Here is a 19,836-nt window from a genome sequence, read left to right as displayed (position 1 = left end):
ATAATGCCAAAATACTGTATAGATTACCAGTTATAAGCTAGTTCATCTGATCAAAAAAGGCGACCTAAGTCGCCTCTTTTACATCAGGTTGACGAACTTACTCGCCTTCACCTTGCTCTGTTAACTGCTTTTCTATTGAGATAGCAAGCTCTTTTAGCGCATCTGGGTTTGCAGGGCTTGGCGCATCAGTCATCAAGCACGACGCTTGCGTCGTTTTCGGGAACGCAATAACGTCACGGATGTTGTCAGTGCCACACAGTAGCATCACCAAACGGTCAAGACCGAATGCCAAACCTGCGTGCGGAGGCGTGCCATACTTCAGAGCATCAAGTAAGAAACCAAACTTCTCTTGCTGCTCAGACTCTTCAATGCCTAGGATCCTGAACGCAGCCTGTTGCATTTCGTTGTTGTGAATACGAACCGAACCGCCACCGACTTCGTAGCCGTTAAGTACCATATCGTATGCATCAGAAAGTGTACCTGCTGGATTTGCTTCAAGGTCCGCAGCACTTACGCCTTTAGGCGCGGTAAACGGGTGGTGTACCGCGTGTAGGTTACCTTCGTCGTCTTCTTCGAACATCGGGAAGTCAACAACCCAAAGTGGTGCCCACTTAGTTAGATCTGTGATTTCTAAATCAAGACCAATCTTCAGACGTAGCGCGCCCATCGCTTCGTTTACAGTATTACGCTTGTCTGCGCCGAATAGAATAATGTCACCTGTGTTTGCGCCTGTGCGCTCAAGCAGTGCATTGATCACTTCTTCATTCAAGAACTTAGCGATTGGTGACTGTACGCCTTCGCTACCCGCATCACGGTCGTTCACTTTCATCCAAGCAAGGCCTTTCGCACCGTAAATACCTACAAACTTAGTATATTCATCGATTTGCTTACGTGAAAGTTGTGCGCCACCTGGTACTGATAGTACTGCAACACGACCTTTTTCGTCATTCGCTGGGCCACTTAGTACTTTAAATTCAACGTCTTTTACGATGTCTGCAACGTCGATAAGCTCAAGCGGGTTACGTAGGTCTGGTTTATCCGAACCATATTTGCTCATCGCTTCGCTGTATGGCATCACAGGGAACTCACCCAAATCAACGTCTAGGAAAGACTGCCACATTTCACGGATCATTTTTTCTGTCACGCCACGAACTTGGTCTGAGCTCATAAATGACGTTTCGATATCGATCTGAGTGAACTCTGGCTGGCGATCGGCACGTAAGTCTTCATCACGGAAACACTTTACGATTTGATAGTAGCGGTCAAAACCAGACATCATTAGTAGCTGCTTAAATAGCTGCGGCGACTGCGGTAGCGCATAGAAACTGCCTTTGTGGACACGACTTGGTACTAGATAGTCGCGTGCACCTTCAGGTGTCGCTTTCGTTAGTACTGGCGTTTCAATGTCTAAGAATGCATTTTCATCCAAGAAACGACGCACGAAGCTACTCGCTTTAGCACGCATTTTAATGCGATCGCTCATTTCTAGACGACGTAGGTCTAAATAACGGTACTTTAGACGACGCTCTTCAGAGTTTTGCTGATTGAAGTCAAGCGGTAATGGTTCTGAACGGTTGATAATGGTTAAGCCAGTGCCTAAGATCTCAACTTCACCGGTTGCCATGTCTTTGTTTACTTGGCTTTCAGGACGCGCACGGACAACACCTTTGATCTGAACACAGAACTCTTGGCGCAACGTATTCGCTTTATCCATTAAGCCTTCCACTTCAGGATCGAATACCACTTGCACAAGCCCTTCTCTATCTCTTAAATCGACAAAGATTAGGCCGCCAAGGTCACGACGTTTATTGATCCAACCACATAGTTCAACTTCCTGATCTACATGGCTCTTATTTAGTTTTCCGCAGTATATAGAGCGCATAAAATTCCTGTCAGTCCAGTTTGCTCTTACGACTAATCACTTCTCACCACACAATATGAATTCACAGTATTGGTAAGCCAGTCGCTAAGACTCATTTTCAATAACCGCCAATTATATAAAAATACGCTGCATTGTCATCCTCAATCTAAGGATCTGATACACTATTCACACATTTAATCGTTGTTTTGATCACTATGTTGTATCTGGGTTGCCCACAATGGAGTAGCGCACACTGGAAAGGTCGAGTATTTTCCAGCCATTGTAGTGCCACAAATATGCTCAAAGAGTATGGCCAAATTTTTAATAGCGTTGAAGGCAATACGACTTTTTATGCCGATCCAAATCCGCAGACCGTATTAAAATGGCTAGAACAAGTGCCCGATGACTTTCGCTTTACGTTTAAAATTCCTAAGCGTTTTAGTCATGAAATGGCACTTAGCCACTGCCAAGATGAATTATTGGCTTGGTGTAAAAACATGGCGCCGCTGTTTCCTAAATTAGGCGTGTTAATGCTGCAATTACCTGCGCAGTTTGCGCCTGAACATATAAATAAAATGCGACAATTTTTATCTTGGTTGCCCAAAGCGCTAACTGTTGGTGTTGAAGTACGGCATTGGGACTTTTACCGCAAAGGCGATGCTGAGCGCAGATACAACCAATATTTAATCGAAAATAACTACAACCGCATCGTGATGGATACTCGCGCACTCTTCAGCGAGCCTGCCAGTACTCCTGCGATAGTAGATGCACAGCAAAAGAAGCCGCGATTACCTGTGCATGCAATTGCCACTGGAGACAGCCCTATTCTGCGATTTGTTGGTTGCTCTCAGCTTGAGTCTAATAGAGACTTTTATCAGCCTTGGTTAACTAAACTCAATCAATGGCTCAGCGAAGGTAAATCACCTTATGTGTTTTTCCATACCGCAGACAATTTTGATGCGCCATTTTTAGCGAGACAATTTATTGCAGATTTAGAGATACATCATCAAGTAAGCAATCCATTCCCCGCTGAAAAAGAAGCAAAGCAAGAGGCGCTGTTTTAATGTCCCATCCCTATTTTTTAAACTACTCAGAGCAAATCCAGACTCAAGTCACTCAATTAATAGAGAGCAAACGACTCAGTGCTTTTTTCAAAAGCCGCTATCCTGAACCGCATCAAATCAAAAGCGATAAGCTACTTTACGAATATGTGGAAGGATTAAGACAGCAGTACTTAAAAAATACCCCACGGGTATCGCAGGCCAAGTTTGAAAAGCGCAACAATATGGTATTGAATGCGTTAGGAACCCATACGTTCAAAACCACACGACACGGGCAAAAACAAAAAACGTCGCACCAAATACACATTGCAGCACAGTTAAAACACGCACCCGAGGCAGTGCTACGAGCATTGGTTGTACACGAGCTAGCGCACTTTAAAGAGAAAGACCATAACAAGGCGTTTTACAAGCTTTGTCAGCATATGGAACCCCACTATCATCAACTTGAGCTAGAGTTACGGCTATTTATGCTGATGTGTGAAACAGAAGGCAACACCAATTACACTTAACTTAAGGGTAATTGGTGTTTTGAGAAATTAGCGTTTACAGCTTGGTGCAAAACCACCCGTACGCGCTTTGTTAGCGGTTGCTTGGGCAGTTGTCATGTTTGCTTGTAATTGCTTAATTCGATTTTCAGGCGCAGGGTGCGTCGACATAAATTCTGGTGGACGCTGTTCGCTCATTTTCGCCATATTTTGCCAAAGCGCAACCGAGCCTTCAGGATTAAAGCCTGCCTTGGCCATTAGATCTAGGCCGATAACGTCCGCTTCGCTTTCATGAGAGCGGCTAAATGGCAGCGCGACACCATACTGCGCGCCAAGACCTAATCCCTGCATAATGGCATTGCGATATTCGATATTATTCATTTCAAGCACCGCCGCCCCTGCTTGCAGGCCAAACTGCAACACACTGTTTTGCGATACACGCTCATTAGCGTGTTCAGCAATAACATGTCCTACTTCATGGCCCATCACCGCAGCAAGTTGATCTTGGTTTTCTGCAACTTTGAGAATCCCCGTATGAACCCCGATTTTGCCGCCGGGTAGTGCAAATGCATTAGCAGAGTCATCTTCAAATACCACAACTTCCCATTGCTGGTTTGCGTAGTTTGCTGGGAGTTGTGCTATTAAGGCATTTGCAATACACTTAACGTAGCGATTGGTTTTAGCATCAGTATCAACTTTTTGCTCTTGCTTCATTTGTTCAAAGCTTGCAACACCCATTTGGTCCATTTGCTGCTCGGAATAGAGTGCTAACTGAGTGCGTCCGGTAGGCGATGTTTTGCAGCCAGCAAGCGTTGCTGCCACAGCTATCGCGAGAACCAGTTTTTTCATAACTTGTTCCTTTTCTTATTTTATAACTTAAGTTTCTCTAAGTTTACCGCAATTTCGTCACTTAACGAGACTAACTTAGTACAATATAAAAAATTTTTCATGAACTTCTGCTGATCAGAACGCCGTCTTTTCGTTGCTCCACTCTAGTGCACCGAGTTCCATTTCCATATAAAGCGTCTCTGATTGGTGTATTTATTCTGCTTAACATTAACAAGGTAACAATACCAACATATGAAGTCATCAACACTCCCAGCAATACTCTTGCCATTACTGGCTAGTATTGTCGCGATAACGCCTTTGGCTATCGACTTGTATCTCCCCGCGATGCTTGCGATTGCAGACAGCTTGAATAGCCCGCTTGAGCAAGTACAGGTTTCTCTTAGTAGCTATTTAGCAGGTTATGCTGTCGGCATGATGGTGTTTGGCCCCCTTGCTGATAGATTCTCAAGACAGACGTTAGCTATTTGGGGCTTGGTCGGCTTTACAGCATCGTCAATTGGGCTTGCGCTAACGAATGACATCGATATGTTTTGCTTCTTACGTGTTGTTCAAGCATTTTGTGGTGCCGCAGCGACTGTCGTTGTACCAGGCGTGATCCGCTATTATTACAAAGAACACACAGCCAAAGGGATGTCTTATGTTTCGATGATCATGATGATCGCGCCACTTATTGCTCCCTCTCTTGGTGCGTTGATCTTGTTGTACTTTGATTGGCACGCCATTTTTTGGTTCTTAGCGGTTTATGCGGTACTGGTTATCATCGCATTACAGTTTTTCTGTATTGCAATTCCAACCAAAGCCGATGTACCGCTTAGCTTATCGTTCTTCTTAAAAAACTATCGCATTGTGTTAACACAAAAAAAGGCCCGCTACGATATTCTTTCTTCGATGCTGGCATCATTCGCATTCTTTTGCTTTTTAACCTCAGTTTCGTTTATCTATCTTGAATATTATGGTGTGTCGGAGCAGCTGTTTGGAGTGTTATTCGCCATGAATGTGATTGCATTGATGCTCGGTAACTTTGCCAACACGCGTTTAGTGCCAAGGCTTGGTTCTAGGAAAATGCTCAATATCGGTCTTACTATTGGTATCGTCTTCGCGACACTACTGGTCATACTCAGCAGCCAATCAGTCTCGGTTTGGGTGCTAGCTTCTGCCATTGCACCTTTGATGATGAGTTTGGGGATCATTGCCAGCAACGCTGATGCGCTGATATTACTGGGCTTTGAGCATCAAACCGGTACCGCTACCGCGGTGATAGGCACGCTACGATTTGGTAGCGGCGCTTTGGTCGGCCCCTTACTTGCACTCGCGGTTCCTGAGTCACCTTTGCCGTTCTCATGCTTTATGTTCGCTGCCATTGTGTTGACTATCGTCTGCCAATTGTTAAATAGGCGTTTTGAGAAAAGTCTCAACGCCACAGAAATCAAAGAGTAAATCACAAAAAGCCCCGACTTGCGGGGCTTTTCTCTAAAATCGTTATTATATCAGGTTAATTTAGCTCTTTATCTTTCCAGAACTTAGTGCCTTTTACTGTTGCTTGCAGTGCCAAACCACTTTCAGTAAAGGTGTACACAGTAACATCACCATAATAGGCTTCGCCTTCTACCGACGCACCTTTTTTAGCGGCTTTCGCTGCAGCATCTGCATTTCCGCCAAACGTCCAGCCTGAAGTAACAAACTTATTCATTGCTTCAGGAGTATGGAATACCATCACAATACGATAATCTTTTACACCGAGACCAAGACCTACACCACCTTCAGCCATATTCATATAAGTGTTACTTCCTGCCGTATTATCGTGTACGACACCGTAACCTGTTCCAGCTGCAACAAATAGCAGATTAATATTGGCATTAGAAAAAACAGCATAGCCCGGCGCTGCCGCAATTTGCGAACGCGTATCTGGCTTTTTGCTGTAAAGCTGAGTAAGTACATCGTTTTTCATATCTAGGATGGCACGTTGCTTTTCAACCTTGTCACCATCGCCCATTGAAGCACATGCACTAAGCATGACGGCCAAAAAGCCAGCCATTAAATGTTTAACGTTTACCATAGGTTCTTCCTTTCCTGCATTAATTGAAAATAACATTACCTATCATAGACGCTTAGTTTGAATGCTGGATTAATTTAGAGATATGTTTCGAGCCTTGCCAAACCAGCGGCAAAGTTACGCTTGCCCGTTCCTAAACGGAAGTGGCACTCGCTCTCCAATAGAAATAACTTTGCGGGTAACAATAGCGTGTTCGAGGTCTCTGCAAATTGACGTGACCACTTTTCAGAATCCCGTACTGAATTAATCTTCAGTAATGACAACACACCTCCACGAGGCTCAACCCAAGTCACTTTTTGCGAGTATAAACTGACAAATTCACGCATCAATTGGACGTTATTTGCAATGATGTTCGCATTATACGCTAAGATAGTTTCACTATGCAGTAATGCGGTCGTCGCCAATAAATCATCTACTTTACTGCCACAAATGCTTAAGTAACTTTTACCGGCCAACAGCGCATCTGCTAGTGCTTTCGAACCGCAAATTGCCCACCCTACTCGGATGCCAGGTAAGCCCATACTTTTGGATAATACGCCTAACGTAATCGACCGCGGATAAGCCGAAAAGCGCCCACTTACTGCGCGGTCATCGCCATGGCTCTGTGCTGATACTTCATCACTTAAAATGTAAGCACCACACTGCTCTGCTAGCTGCTGTATTTGTCCAACTTCTTTGTCAGTCAAGCCTGTGCCCGTTGGATTATGAGGGGCATTGACGATAATGAGTTTGGTTTTTGTCGTCACTGCGTTTTTGAGTCTTTCTATATCAACCTGCCAGTTGTCCTCTTCTCGCAATGCCACCGTGTTGACGATAGCGCCAAACTGTTTGGGAAGTGTTGCAAGCGATGGGTAACTTGGCGTACAGACCACCACCTCATCTTGTGGGTCTAGTAATTGCGCCATCGTAGTGAAAATAGCTTCTTGAGCACCGCTAAATGACACGATTTGATTAAGATCCACACATGCCGTCGTCGGCAGATGATAAGCTTTAATCGCCGCTTTTAGCCCTTCACTGCCCGCAATCGGATTGTAACCCAGTTCAATGTCTGGCATTTTACCGCCACCAAGCTCAATAAGTTCGCCAAGCGTGACGCCTTGAGCGCAGGAATCACTCAAGTTGATGTCGATGGGAGTAGCCAAGCTTTGACTAAACTTAATGTGATCGGGTAATACTAATTCCATTCTCTAACCTAAAAAGTCATGCCAGCACTTTGGCTGGCATGTGTATCAACGACTATTTAAGACGCCATAGCGTAAGTTGGCATCGCTCTAGTTCAACTTTACGTGCGTTTTTGCTTATGGCGGACATTACTTCATCTTCAGCCAACAGTTCAAAATCTCGTCCCAGTAAAATTTCTAAACCATCACGGCCCGTGACGTTCTCACCACTGACCTTATAACCGCCCAACCAGTTTTGTGCTTGGGTTAGCGCTTTATCCCACTGATAGGCTGAGCTTATCGCAAGGATCCCGCCTGCATTCAAGCGCGATTTAATTTGGTTTAAAAAGGTTTTTGGTGAATATAAGTATTCCACAACACGATGACACAAGATTAAGTCATACTCGGCGAATTGTGGTTTAAGGTTATGCCCATCCCCTTGGCAGAAATGGATACGCTCACTGAGTTCATTAAAACCTAATTGCGAAGTAGACACTTCGTGGAAGTCCACAATTTCACCTTCAATCTCGGTAGCAAAGCGTACCGGCGTGCCTTCTTTTAAGGCCAACGCGTGTTGAATATTGCGCGCAGTAAAATCAATGCCATCTACTTGAGTAAAGTGTTTCGCTAATTCAAAACTTGCACGACCGACCGAGCAACCCAAATCCAGCGCTTTATCTGTATTACCTTGATAATGCACCATTAGCTGTGAAACAACACTTTGCAATGGATTGCCAAAATGCATAACTGGCTTTCCGTAGTGGCTATGTAGCGCATTGGCAACGTCCGCATCCATTTCACACAGGTTGACCTTTTGCACTGGCACTTGTGATTCTTCACTTTCGATGTATCTGAATCCTGCATGTTGGAAGAAGTGGCGTCTAAAGGCATAACGTGAATCTCGCACGGCTTCGTTACCTGTAGAAATCCAGGAGCCACCTTTGATCAAATTGTGTTTACCGTCAAAAGTAGGGGTTGAGAAATCATCGTATAAAGGGTGCACTTTAAAGCCGCTGTATGCGTCGATCGGACTTTCCGTCCATTGCCAAACATTGCCGATGATGTCGAATAAACCTTCAGTTTCAAAACGGTTAACCGGACAGCTTGAAGCACATACCTCAAGGTTGATGTTTCCCGGCGCTTCGCTCCATGTCGGCAGATCAACATCAAGCTTATCGCGTAGTACTTGCCACTCTGCTTCTGTTGGTAAGCGTACAAAGTGCTCACTTTGCTCAGACTTCCAGTTACAAAAAGCCTTCGCTTCAAGGTAATTAACCTCAACTGGCCAATTGAGTGGTAAAGGGATTTCTTCGGCTAAGTTTCGTTGCCAAAATCCTGTGTCTTTTTTTACCCAAAAACGCGGCATGGTTGATTTAGTTGAAGCCAGCCAAGCTTGACCTTCAGCCGTCCAAAACTCAGGCTGATTGTAGCCACCAGCTTCGACAAAGGTTAAAAACTCTTGGTTTGAAACCACATATTTACTGGCCTTGAATGGTGCCACTTTGACGTCTTGTACACCATATTCGTTATCCCAACCGTAGGTTTGATTTGATTCAGGTTTACCGAGGCGAACATCACAACCGCTTACTGAGATTAGGTTGTTGTCAGGTGCATCACCGTACTCATCACACGCTTCCCAACCGGGTTGTAAAGTCAAGTCAGCCAGCGGCAACATCCGCATTATCACAGAAGAGGTTTCTAGGTGGATACGTTCGTGTTCAATACCCATCAAAACAACCCACACAAGGCTATCTTGCGTAATTGGTAGAGTAATATCCATCTCATCGATTAACCCGTTAATAAGTGCATTCACTTGTTGGCGATAAGCACGCACTTCTGGCACTGTTGGCCAATCGTAATTATTGCCATCAAGGTCATCCCAAGACATTTCGTCTACGCCAACTGCACAGGTAGATTCAATGTGTGGATTAACGCGTTGAGTGATATATTTCCCTAACATCAACTTATTAACGTAAAAACAAGCGGTATGACCGAAATAGAAAATGAGCGGATGCCGTAACCGCTCAGCCTTCACAAAATAGGCGTCGTCATTGTTGATATTGCTAAATAATGATTCGTACTGCTGCCAGCTATTGTTGAAGTATGCTTTGATCTCAGCGCGCTTTTTCTCCACGTCGCCACCTGAAAGCCAGATTGGCTTTAATGTATTTGGTCTTTCCATACAATTATCTTCTTTAAACTTGCTACTTCGATACATACACCATTTCAATGCATGCAGCTTTTAAACTTTGCTCACTTTGCCACTTAATGCCAATGGCATCTTGCTATATACGTTTGATAATCTAGCTTAGACCACTGATATCAACTTTTTATGACCTTAACTTATTCACATTTAATTTTCACTGCCGACAAGACTATTTTCGGAAAAAACTTCACTTGGTACATCTGGCATATGTGATAAAAATAAAAAGAGCGCAACTTAGGTCACGCTCTTTTGGCAGCCGGGCTGCATCACAATGAAATTTACGCGACCACGGGCTCTAAAGACTCAGCTGAGCTGGACTCCAATGTCAAAAACACCAGCACCATGATATTGGCGATGAACCACAAGTCTTTAATCACAAATTGTCCTAAACCACCAAGCAAACTCATGTCGCTGAACGCACCGGCTGCGGTAAACAAAAAGCTTTGTGTCATAACAAACACCGCAAGACACCCAAGGCTTGCAACGCCAATCAAGACTCGCTGATTAAACCAAATGCCAATGCCGAGCAAGCCTGCCATCAAAACGTCATAGACGCCTATAACATTTGAGGCTTCTTGCACGGAAAACAAGTCATACATCCAAGACATAAACGGTGAAGTTTCCACTAGCGGCACGATTGCCTTTGCTTCGAGTTCGAGAAATTTCATTCCGCCAATCCAGACTAAAACCAATGCCACCGGGAAATAGTTCGCCCACACTAGCGTTCGCGTGTTGATATGATGACGACAGTATAGAAATAGTGCGATGGGTACTAACGCAAAATACTTGATGATCCCTTGCCCAGAACCAATAACGGGAAAGCCGCCATGAGCTGCTATCCAGCGGTTTTCGGCAAACAACGTCAACAAAGTAAATAAACTAATGATGGCGATTAAGGCAAGCGGCCACGCCGCAGGAATAATCTTACATTGCTGTAAAATGACTAGACCCGCGGCAACCATTAACGCAAAGCCAAATACAATGCCAAGTGTGGCAACAGGCACCCACTCTGTTAACCCGTAAAAGCTAAAGGTACCGGAAATGGTACTTGGCCCAGCGCCAAACAAAAATGAAATGCCAAGCAGTAATAAGCTCACTGCTAACACGCCTGAAATAGAATAATCGATAGTTCTAAACGACATATCTAACCTCTTAATATGCTATTGTCTATAAGACCCGAGGTTTGAGAAAGTTCATTCAGCGTTTGTGAAGTTTATACCCATTGCAAGGTATACTAAGTAGTTAGGTCCACAACCCAGTTCAATGCCAGTGCGTCGCAAAGTCAATGAGTCGCGTTAATATTGGGCTTTGAAATTTATCTTTACGCGTCACCAACCAAAACTGCCTCGGTGCGGCTTTTAAACCTGAAAGCGCCTTAATTCGTTGCTGTGCTATGGCATGTTCAGCGGAGTATTTTGAGATACACGCTAAACCGAGCCCTGCCGCCACACCATTTATAATCGCCTCGGTGGAATTTAACTCAAACGCGGTTCGCCACGACGTAAGCTGCGCTGCAATATTCGCTAAGAAAAATTCTCGACTGCCGGAGCCTTGTTCCCGCAACAACCAACGAGATTGACTTTGTATCAGCGTTTGAAAGTCAGTTACCGCAAAGTCCATTGCACTCACGATACACATTTCATCTTCAAACCAAGGCATGATGTCTAAACCTTCGCCTATCACTCGGCCTTCAACAAAACCAATGTCTAATTCGTAGTCACGAAGCATAGCGCACACTTTCGCCGTATTGGTGATAAACAACTGCTGCTGCGTATGCCCTGTTTGCTGCTGAAAAGCCGCTAGCATGGGAGGCAGCAAATGATTGCCTAAGGTATCGCTGGCACCAATTTTAATTTCGCCATATAGCCTCTCGCTTTCTTTAAATAGGGACTCTAGGAAGCGACATCTATCTAGCACTTGATGCGCATGCGGTAGTAATAACTCTCCGGCTGGATTTATCATTAATCGATTATTTACACGATCGAATAATGGTTGTTCGAGGTGACGCTCTAACTCCGCCAGAGCCATGCTAACAGCAGCCTTAGTTAAACATAGCTTATCCGCTGCAGCCGTGATCGAACGCTCTTGCACGATTACCGTAAATACATTGAGTTGCTTAAGGGTTATCATTGGCGTTAAGAATTACTGAACACTAATTTAAATATATTCAGATATTCTTAATTAAAGCGCAAGCGTATTATTCCCTCATCGAACAATTATTGTGAAATTACGCATGGCTACTCTTCATTCTTACAGTAAAAAACTCACCGCCAATATCCCCACCCCTATGTCTGGTCTTGCTCTTGGGCTGGCTAGTTTAGGCTGGTGTATCAGTAACCTCTTTCCCGCATTTTTTGTGTTAAAACCTTTAAGTGCACTGCTGGCTGGCTTTATTTTATTGCTGTTAGTGCTTAAGTTTATTCATCAACCCGCTCAATTAAGAGCAGATCTCGCGCATCCAGTGGTTGGGAGTGTCTTACCAACCAGCGCCATGACAATCATGGTTATTTCTCATAGCATCGCGGCCTATTCTCACCTTATTGCAACTGTGGTTTGGCTACTCGCCATTGCAGTTCATCTGGGTTTGCTAGCCAGCTTTGTGTATTTTCGCAGCCGCAATTTTGAGCTTAACCAGCTTGTGCCAAGTTGGTTTATTCCCCCAGTGGGGTTTGTCGTTGCCGATGTCACCTTTAACGGCATGTCAGCGTTGCAACCATTGGCGATGGGGCTCTGGTACTTGGGAGTGATATTTTACTTACTGCTGCTACCGTTCATGATTTACCGTTTATGTAGAGGCAGTGCCATACCACAGCAAACCCAACCAACAATTGCAGTCATGGCAGCGCCTGCTAGTCTATGTTTAGCAGGATATTTAAGTGTCCATCCAATGCCAGCGGCTGGCGTGGTGTTTGCCCTACTGAGCGTCGCTATTATTATGACCCTAGCGATATACCTTGCTTTTATTCAGCTGCTACGGCTGCCATTTAGTCCTGCCTTTGCGGCATATACCTTTCCATTAGTCATCGGCGTCACCGCCATTAGTAAAGTCGTCACTTGGCTAAGCAGCGAACACTTAAGCCCAGGCTGGTTAAGTGTGTTGCAATACCTAGTTTGGCTTGAACTTGTCGTTGCGATCGCAGTAATTAGCCACGTTTGTATTCACTATGCGCGATTCTTACTAAAAATAAGCACTGCCAATTCAGAGAGTTAAAGCTAATATTGCAATAACCTAAACACACACCATTTACTTAGCATGCTAACTATTTTAGAATACTTAGCATGCTAAGTAAATATATCTTAAGTTATGTCGTCACTTCCCTTTCATGAAACGCTCGATCTTAGTCTCTGTGGCAAGTTAGGCCGAGTCCATAGAATTTGCCGTCAAGCCGTAACCCAAGCTGTGGAGCCACTCGGTTTTACCCAGCCACGCTGGACCGCCATGATGCATATTCATCATTTGGGTGAAGGTTGCACACAACACCAATTGGCGTGCAGTTTAGATATCGAAATGCCGAGCCTGACTCGCACGATGAAACAGTTAGAAGAAAATAACGTGATAGAGCGCCGCATTGATAAGCAAGACAAACGCTGTCGTAAAATCTACTTCACCGAACACGGGCAAGCCCAGTTAGCGCAGCTAAAGATGCGGATCAGTGAAGTGAAGGCACTTTTATATCATGGGCTTAGCGATGACGAGCTCAATGCTATCGCACATGCGTTGGTCAAACTTGAGAACAATGCTCAGCAATGTTGTGACAATATTTCTGAAAATGGGAGTACCAGTGAGTAAACTTAGTCCAGATCAGCAATTTTCCCGCTACGTAAAGGTTTCAATCGCCCTTTTTGCCCTCTGCTTTAGCTATTTTATCTTTGCTGATCTCTATATACCAATGACGCCTCAGGCACGTGTGTATCATCAAGTAACCAAAGTGACGCCTAAAGTCAGTGGTGAAGTGCTTGCCGTGAATGTCAGCAATAATCAAAGAGTTCAGCAAGGCCAACTACTACTTACTATCGATGAAGCGCCGTATCGTTTAGCATTAGCTAAGACTGAGCTCGCTTTGGCAGAAGTTAATCAACAGAACAAACAATTAGACGCCCAGATAGTTGCCCAACAAGCACAAATAGAGGCTGCTGTAGCCAAGTATGATGAGCAACAGCGACTTTATAAACGCAGCCAATCTTTGCTGTCACAACACGCAATTTCAACGCAGGAATCAGATCAAATTCAAGCAAATTTTGCGACGGCTAAGTCACAGCTCAGTGCACTCAAAGCTAATCTACATGCGCTTGAAGTAAAGCGTGGTGCAACCGACGAACAGAATATTGCACTAATGCAAGCACGAAATGCCGTAGAGCAGGCTAAATTGCAACTCAGCTACACCGAAGTCCGCGCGCCCCATGATGGCATCATTAGTAACTTACAGATCACCACGGGGACCTATGCTCGCACGGGTGTGAGCCTAACCAGTTTGGTTTCGGACAATGTTGACTTAGCTGCGGATTTCAGAGAAAAATCGCTTTACCACGTCAAACTTGGTGAACAAGCGTTAGTGAGTTTTGATGCGTTACCGGGCAAAGTCTACCCCGCCGTGATCCATGAATTTTCTGCTGGCGTCAGTGATGGACAACTCAATGCCGACGGCCAATTAGCTGCTGTTGAGACCTCCAATCGCTGGGTGCGAGATGCGCAGCGTCAACGCGTTCATTTAGCATTTGATGAGCCATTACCTATACTAGCAAGTGGTGCCAGAGCGACAGTTCAAGTCCTGCCTGAAAGCACTTTGCTTGCAACCCTTGCACAAGCGCAAATCAAATTCGTCAGTCTACTTCACTACGTTTATTGATATGAAAGTTGCACTGAACGCCAATGACCTAAGACAGATGCTGCGTATTGCAACTGGGAGTACGCTAGGCTTTGCACTAAGCAAACTGCTCAACTGGCCGTACGGTATCTTTTTTACCGTATATCCCATGCTGCTACTTGGGTTAGTACCAATGTTAAACGCACACATAGTGCGCCAGTTTATCTTAAGTGGGTTGGTCTGTGCCTTTTCGGTATTGGTGCTACAAGGGCTATTTGGCTTCCACCCTGCGTTAATGTCCTTACTCACCTTTGCCTTATTTGCCTTTTTGTTTTTGCAAATGAGCAAAGGCGTTAATTTCTTATTTGGTGCAATGAGTGTGGTGGGACTATCAATCCAACTTCATTTTGCCAGTTATGCTTCAACCAGTGGTGGCTTATATTCACTCATAGCCAGTAACTCTCTGGCTATTATCATTAGTATCGCAACCGCATATGTAATGCATTGGTTATTTCCGGACGTTATTGTGCGTCAATTACCGCCACGGCCAGCAAAAGATGCTGCAAGTATTCGCCATGAAGTCTTACTGTGCGCCACCGTAGCCACACTCTCATTTATGATATTCCAAATCCTAGATTTACAAGATTCCGTTTCCGCCCAAGCGGCATCAATATTAATCCTCTTTCCACTGAGTTGGAAAGCGGCGGGCACAGCGGGCTGGCAACGTGCAGTTGGCACGCTGATAGGTTGTAACTTGGCGTTAGCAGCGCAAATCCTACTGCAAACCTATAGCCAAATTTTACTTTTTCCAATTTTGATTTTATGGATCTTAGTCTTCATTTTTAGTCGCTACCACTTGTTAAGTGGTGGTGCTCCTGGGATTGGCTTTGGTATTATTACCACTTTTGGGATCTTGTTTGGTCAGTCTCTCGCACCAAATCAAGATTTGATCTACAGCGCACTGTATCGCTTCAGTTCGGTGAGCGTTGCAATTACGGTAAGTCTCTGTGCAATCTACCTTATTCATCGCCTACTTAACCACTTTAGTGCAACGCGCCACCATACCTACACCTGAATAAAAGGAATCCACTTGAAGCTTGGAAAACGCTTACAGACTTTGCATGATGTTGTTACTGAAGACTATCAACATATTTGGGACTGCTGCTGCGATCATGGCCAGCTTGGCGCACAGTTTTTAGATTCGAGCCAAGCGCACATACACTTTGTTGATGTAGTCCCAGCGCTTATCGCGAAAGTAAAATTGGATCTCACACGCTTCTTTCCAGAAGCCGAAACGCGCTATAGCCTTTACACCCAAGACGTTGCGAAGCTCCCTCTTGCACAATACTCAGGCAGGCAATTAGTGATCATCGCAGGTGTTGGCGGCGACTTAACCGCAGAACTGATGACAAGTCTTTGCTGCAATTTGCGTGACGAGGTCGATTTCTTGCTTTGCCCAGTTCATCATCATTATACCCTGAGGCAAACCTTGCAATCTTTGCCACTTAAGCTGACCCATGAATCACTGGTTGAGGAAAATCGACGTATTTACGAAGTGCTCTATCTTACTTCAGGTAAGACTGGCGCTGCCATAACCCCGTTGGGCGAAGCGATTTGGCAACAAGGAACGCTTTCCAAACGCTATTTAGAGAAAACGTTGGATCATTATGCACGAGTTGCCAAAGGCAAACCCGAAGCGCAAGCCATTTTATCGGCTTATCAACACCTTACACTATAAAACACAGCGCACTCAGCCAAACTAACTGAGTGCCATAACTTAATCGCTGATAGAGCCCACTATTACGTTTTTGTTTGTAAGCGTTGGCAAGCTGATAGCTAAAACCGACACAAACAAGTACACAAACGGTAGAAAACCAAGCAAATAGCGAGTTTAACGGGCTTACAAACCAGACCAATAAAGGGGCGATGAGTAAGCTTAATAGCATTACCATGCCCGCGAAAGAATGAATAGTACACGCTCGACTTGGCGAGGTTGTGTATGGATCGGGATCCATAGGAAAGAAACCTGCAACAGCGGTTGCTAGACCATGACAAACAATCAAACCGCCAATAACACCTAACGCCCAGTTCCCTTCGGGTACCAAGATGATATAAAAACCAAAACAACAAAATAGCAAGGCTAAGGGGTAATTATTAACTGCGGGAGACAATCGTTCTGTTGGGCTACCACTGGCACCTAACTCACTACAAAATTGATTTTTGTGACTATAATTTGGATAACGCTTGGCAACGCCATACACCCCTACCAGCATCCATATACTTGCTAGTATGCCAAAATAACTCACCAACTCTTGCAACATCACGCCTATCCTTAATGCGCTAAATTTATGTCTACACACTTTATACTAATTTAGGAACATACGAAACCAAGCAGCTGCATTCAATTTAGTGTATTTTCCAGCGCTCCAAAATAGCTTGTTGTTGACCACTTTGACTTAATTCCGCTAGTGCGTGCTGCAGGCGGTTCGCAAGCTCATTGGGAAACTCTGCATTCACCGCCAGAGCCAACTCACTTGGGAAATGCTCAAGAAGTAACTTATGCTCAATTGCTTTTGGGTCCAGCTTAAGGGCGTTTAGTTCTTTCTCGAGTGTTAGTGTGTTGGTTAGTACAAAATCAATCCGGCCCTTAAACAATAAATTCCAAAGACTTTGGTAGTTTGACACTAATACCAACTCATAACCTTCAGAAAAGCCAGCTTGTTTGAGAAAGGTTTCACTATAGTAACCGCGTATGGTTCCAGTACGATAGCGCTTTGCAGCGTCAAGATCGTTTATTGGCGTTTGAGATTGTTTCAGGCCAATAAGTGATGCGGACGTATGGCACATTGTCCCCAAAAAGCGGAAATAGACTTCTCGAGTTGGTGTTTTTAGCCAAGATAACAGCACCACATTAGGTTTAGTTTCTAATTCGTGTAACGCACGTGCCATCGGCATTATTTCAATTTTAGCAGTAACATTTGCTTTATCTGCTACCGCTTGAGCAAGCTCAACTAGGCCACCATCCACTTCTCCTTGGCCATTAATAAAATGATAGGGAGGCAAGTCTTCCGCTACAAAATGCACTGTTTCTTGCGGCGAAGCAATTATTTTGGTTGATGCAAGTAGCGCTACAAGGAATAAAATTTTCCTAATCATTTTATCTCAATAAATTAAATAATCATTCGGTCAGTGTGCCCGTATTTGCATTGCAATTCAATCAGCAGCAATGGCTAGATTGCTTCAGAAAGTATTTCATTTGATAATCCAGTACATCATGTAGTAATGGTTTTACCTCGCCATGGGTACAGTTAGCTACTTATGACCCGCGTTTACCGCTGCCAGACCTTGCCAATCTTCTAAATCTTGTTCTGGCTTTTCAGCACGAAATTGTTGATACAAGGCAATACCTTGCTCATCTTCTAAAATATCGACTTGTACGCCCTTACTTTCAAGTAACGGCTCATTGCCTGAAGCATTAGTGATATCCCCTACCACGACTCGCTGAAAACCACGCATGTAGAGTAATGTTGCGCATACGTCACAAGGACTTAGGCTGGTATACAAAGTGGTTTTACTAAAATCAATCCGTCCCGCATCTCGAATTGCCGAGGTTTCACCATGGTTATATGGGTGGCTCTCTTGCACTAACGTATTATGTCCTTTACCTACAATTTGATTGGTCTCGTTATCAACAATAACCGCACCAATTGGGCAACCTCCCTCTTCATAACCCTTTTTTGCCAGCAAAACAGCAATGCGCATAAAGTCTTGATCGCAAAGCTTACGCGTAAAGTCGCTATCGAGTAATACGCCAAGACTCTTGGTTGGCATATGTGCAATGGCATTGAGCGCTTCGCTATTTACTTGGGTTTCTGCGTTGAGTAATACAGTCATTTTTTTATTCCTTGTTGTATTATCTGAACCGAGCTTAACACTATAATTTGGCGCAATTATGAAGTACCCAATCACATAGCTTATCTAACCAAGGTTTTGCCACATCAAGCGGCCAACCACAATTGATCCGCAGATGATCTTGATACAACTCACGACTTGTAAATAAGCTGCCTTGGCGAATTTCAACACCAAGTTCAGCGAGCCGTAAAGCGAGTGCATCACAGTCAATATTAGGCAGTTTCAGCCATAAAGCCATCCCGCCCTGAGGGGAAGATATTTTACAGCCCTTTGGTAAACGCGATTTCAAATAGCTTTGGTAAGCGAAGCAGTGTGCCGCTAAGGTGCGATTAAGCGTCCGTAAATGGCGCTGGTAATGTCCTGTCTCAATAAATCGTGATACCGCCATTTGTAAACATTGATTTGGCATGCCGTGAAATGCCTGCATGAGCGCGGCCACTTGGCTTTGATAACGCCCAGCTTCACACCATCCAACTTGCAAGCCCGGCGCTAACGTCTTAGACACTGAGCTACACCAAATTACATATCCGGCTTTATCCCACGCCTTTATCGGTAAAGGCATTGTGTGATTATGGCTCAGCTCCCCAAAGACGTCGTCTTCGATAATCGCCACTTGATACCGCACAGCAAAATCCGCAAGCCACGCTTTTTGTTGCACAGATAGACTGTGCCCCGTTGGATTTTGATGGTTTGCCGTAAGCAAACACGCAGATACCCTTTGCGTTGTCACTACCTGTTTCAAGGCTTCTAGGTCGAGTCCTTCGGGCGTCGTTGGGATCTCAATCACCTTGAGCTGTAGCGTTGCAAGCAGTTGCAATAAACCTTGATAACAAGGTGATGGCACTACCACACAATCCCCCGCTTTTGTAACAGCCTGCAGTCCCGCCATCACGGCTTGAATACAGCCGCCAGTCACCACGAGATTATCAGGATTCAGCGCCAACCCCTTTTGTTTAAAGTGCTTGGTTAGATTCTCTCTAAGCGACCTCAGTCCCATCGCATTGGGATAATGAAAATGGTGATACTGAGGAGAGTCGAACGCTTGCTTTATAAACTTAGTCAGGCGATTTATGGGCATCAACTCGGGTGCTACTTGCACCGTCGATAACATCGTATTGAGCCCTACGACAGAGGGTCTTAACGCACTTTTGGGAAATTTTACTTCACTCGTAAACGTGGCAAAGTCAATGTCACTATTTTTCGCTTTCGGTTTACAAATATAAAAGCCAGACTTCTCTTGAGAAGCTAAAAAGCCATTATCCTGTAATTCCTCATAGGTTCTAATCGCGGTACTCATGCTCACGCCATGCTGCTTGGCAAAGATCCTAAGTGAAGTCATTTTTTCACCGCATTGACGCTCACCGGCGTTTATCTCTGCAATCACCTGCTCACTTAATGTAATAAACTTCCTCGCCATCTGTACCCCTAACAACCAATAACTTTG

General features: G+C 44.6%; 19 protein-coding genes. 8 read left to right on the top strand and 11 right to left on the bottom strand.

Annotated elements, in window-relative coordinates; genetic code table 11:
* Positions 1–97: 97 nt before the first annotated feature.
* Entirely contained in the window at positions 98–1,882 is a 1,785-nt protein-coding gene (gene aspS / locus DS891_RS13895; protein WP_174170097.1) for an aspartate--tRNA ligase, read from the bottom strand.
* A 194-nt stretch (positions 1,883–2,076) separates the two neighbouring features.
* Between aspS and DS891_RS13890 the strand changes: the two genes are divergently transcribed.
* On the top strand, positions 2,077–2,925 hold the full coding sequence (locus DS891_RS13890; RefSeq protein WP_158299115.1) for a DUF72 domain-containing protein: 849 nt from the start codon (positions 2,077–2,079) through the stop codon (positions 2,923–2,925).
* Entirely contained in the window at positions 2,925–3,431 is a 507-nt protein-coding gene (locus DS891_RS13885) for a M48 family metallopeptidase (RefSeq protein WP_174170096.1), read from the top strand. The genes DS891_RS13890 and DS891_RS13885 overlap by 1 nt, the downstream gene beginning before the upstream one ends.
* A gap of 27 nt (positions 3,432–3,458) precedes the next feature.
* Here DS891_RS13885 and DS891_RS13880 read toward each other — a convergent pair whose 3' ends face one another.
* The gene (locus DS891_RS13880; protein WP_010377574.1) at positions 3,459–4,256 is read right to left on the bottom strand and encodes a M48 family metallopeptidase; all 798 of its coding nucleotides are present in this window, start codon (positions 4,254–4,256) and stop codon (positions 3,459–3,461) included.
* A 231-nt stretch (positions 4,257–4,487) separates the two neighbouring features.
* On the opposite strand from DS891_RS13880, the gene DS891_RS13875 reads away from it, so the two are divergent.
* A complete protein-coding gene (locus tag DS891_RS13875) occupies positions 4,488–5,693 on the top strand; it encodes a Bcr/CflA family multidrug efflux MFS transporter (protein ID WP_174170095.1) in 1,206 nt (401 codons plus the stop codon).
* Positions 5,694–5,748: 55 nt separating this feature from the next.
* Here DS891_RS13875 and DS891_RS13870 read toward each other — a convergent pair whose 3' ends face one another.
* From DS891_RS13870 to DS891_RS13850, 5 genes are all read right to left on the bottom strand, one after another.
* Positions 5,749–6,312 carry a YSC84-related protein gene (locus DS891_RS13870; RefSeq protein ID WP_174170094.1) on the bottom strand — a complete coding sequence of 188 codons (564 nt, stop codon included), beginning with the start codon at positions 6,310–6,312 and terminating at the stop codon, positions 5,749–5,751.
* Positions 6,313–6,386: 74 nt separating this feature from the next.
* Positions 6,387–7,493, bottom strand: coding sequence for an aminotransferase class I/II-fold pyridoxal phosphate-dependent enzyme (locus tag DS891_RS13865; RefSeq protein ID WP_174170093.1), 1,107 nt, complete (start codon positions 7,491–7,493; stop codon positions 6,387–6,389).
* A gap of 52 nt (positions 7,494–7,545) precedes the next feature.
* Positions 7,546–9,651 carry a 5-histidylcysteine sulfoxide synthase gene (ovoA, locus tag DS891_RS13860; RefSeq protein WP_174170092.1) on the bottom strand — a complete coding sequence of 702 codons (2,106 nt, stop codon included), beginning with the start codon at positions 9,649–9,651 and terminating at the stop codon, positions 7,546–7,548.
* A gap of 302 nt (positions 9,652–9,953) precedes the next feature.
* Positions 9,954–10,817, bottom strand: coding sequence for a DUF417 family protein (locus tag DS891_RS13855; RefSeq protein WP_174170091.1), 864 nt, complete (start codon positions 10,815–10,817; stop codon positions 9,954–9,956).
* A 118-nt stretch (positions 10,818–10,935) separates the two neighbouring features.
* Positions 10,936–11,805: a LysR family transcriptional regulator gene (locus tag DS891_RS13850; protein WP_174170090.1), complete on the bottom strand. Its 870-nt coding sequence runs from the start codon at positions 11,803–11,805 to the stop codon at positions 10,936–10,938.
* Positions 11,806–11,908: 103 nt separating this feature from the next.
* Here DS891_RS13850 and DS891_RS13845 point away from each other — a divergent pair, with 103 nt between their 5' ends.
* The 5 genes from DS891_RS13845 to DS891_RS13825 all read left to right on the top strand — a co-directional run bounded on the left by DS891_RS13845 (position 11,909) and on the right by DS891_RS13825 (position 16,218).
* The gene (locus DS891_RS13845) at positions 11,909–12,886 is read left to right on the top strand and encodes a TDT family transporter (RefSeq protein WP_174170089.1); all 978 of its coding nucleotides are present in this window, start codon (positions 11,909–11,911) and stop codon (positions 12,884–12,886) included.
* Positions 12,887–12,979: 93 nt separating this feature from the next.
* Positions 12,980–13,465: a MarR family transcriptional regulator gene (locus DS891_RS13840; protein ID WP_039497284.1), complete on the top strand. Its 486-nt coding sequence runs from the start codon at positions 12,980–12,982 to the stop codon at positions 13,463–13,465.
* Complete coding sequence (locus DS891_RS13835) at positions 13,458–14,522, top strand: HlyD family secretion protein (protein WP_174170088.1); 1,065 nt, start codon at positions 13,458–13,460, stop codon at positions 14,520–14,522. The genes DS891_RS13840 and DS891_RS13835 overlap by 8 nt, the downstream gene beginning before the upstream one ends.
* 1 nt (position 14,523) lies before the next feature.
* Positions 14,524–15,555 carry a DUF2955 domain-containing protein gene (locus DS891_RS13830; RefSeq protein ID WP_174170087.1) on the top strand — a complete coding sequence of 344 codons (1,032 nt, stop codon included), beginning with the start codon at positions 14,524–14,526 and terminating at the stop codon, positions 15,553–15,555.
* Between the two features lie 15 nt (positions 15,556–15,570).
* Positions 15,571–16,218, top strand: coding sequence for a tRNA (adenine(22)-N(1))-methyltransferase TrmK (locus DS891_RS13825; RefSeq protein WP_174170086.1), 648 nt, complete (start codon positions 15,571–15,573; stop codon positions 16,216–16,218).
* On the opposite strand, the gene DS891_RS13820 is transcribed toward DS891_RS13825, so the two are convergent.
* From DS891_RS13820 to DS891_RS13805, 4 genes are all read right to left on the bottom strand, one after another.
* Positions 16,208–16,801 carry a DUF998 domain-containing protein gene (locus DS891_RS13820; protein ID WP_174170085.1) on the bottom strand — a complete coding sequence of 198 codons (594 nt, stop codon included), beginning with the start codon at positions 16,799–16,801 and terminating at the stop codon, positions 16,208–16,210. The two genes, DS891_RS13825 and DS891_RS13820, sit on opposite strands and share 11 nt — an antisense overlap.
* 85 nt (positions 16,802–16,886) lie before the next feature.
* Positions 16,887–17,636 carry an ABC transporter substrate-binding protein gene (locus DS891_RS13815; RefSeq protein ID WP_174170084.1) on the bottom strand — a complete coding sequence of 250 codons (750 nt, stop codon included), beginning with the start codon at positions 17,634–17,636 and terminating at the stop codon, positions 16,887–16,889.
* 156 nt (positions 17,637–17,792) lie between these two features.
* Positions 17,793–18,374 (bottom strand): nucleoside deaminase, encoded by a 582-nt coding sequence (locus tag DS891_RS13810; protein WP_174170083.1) that lies wholly within the window; start codon positions 18,372–18,374, stop codon positions 17,793–17,795.
* Positions 18,375–18,414: 40 nt separating this feature from the next.
* Entirely contained in the window at positions 18,415–19,809 is a 1,395-nt protein-coding gene (locus DS891_RS13805; RefSeq protein WP_174170082.1) for a PLP-dependent aminotransferase family protein, read from the bottom strand.
* Between the last annotated feature and the right edge of the window lie 27 nt (positions 19,810–19,836).

The sequence above is a fragment of the Pseudoalteromonas sp. JC28 genome, assembly GCF_013319255.1.
Lineage (GTDB): Bacteria > Pseudomonadota > Gammaproteobacteria > Enterobacterales > Alteromonadaceae > Pseudoalteromonas.
Note: the sequence above shows the minus strand (reverse complement) of the source record. Positions and strands in the feature narration are given on the sequence as shown.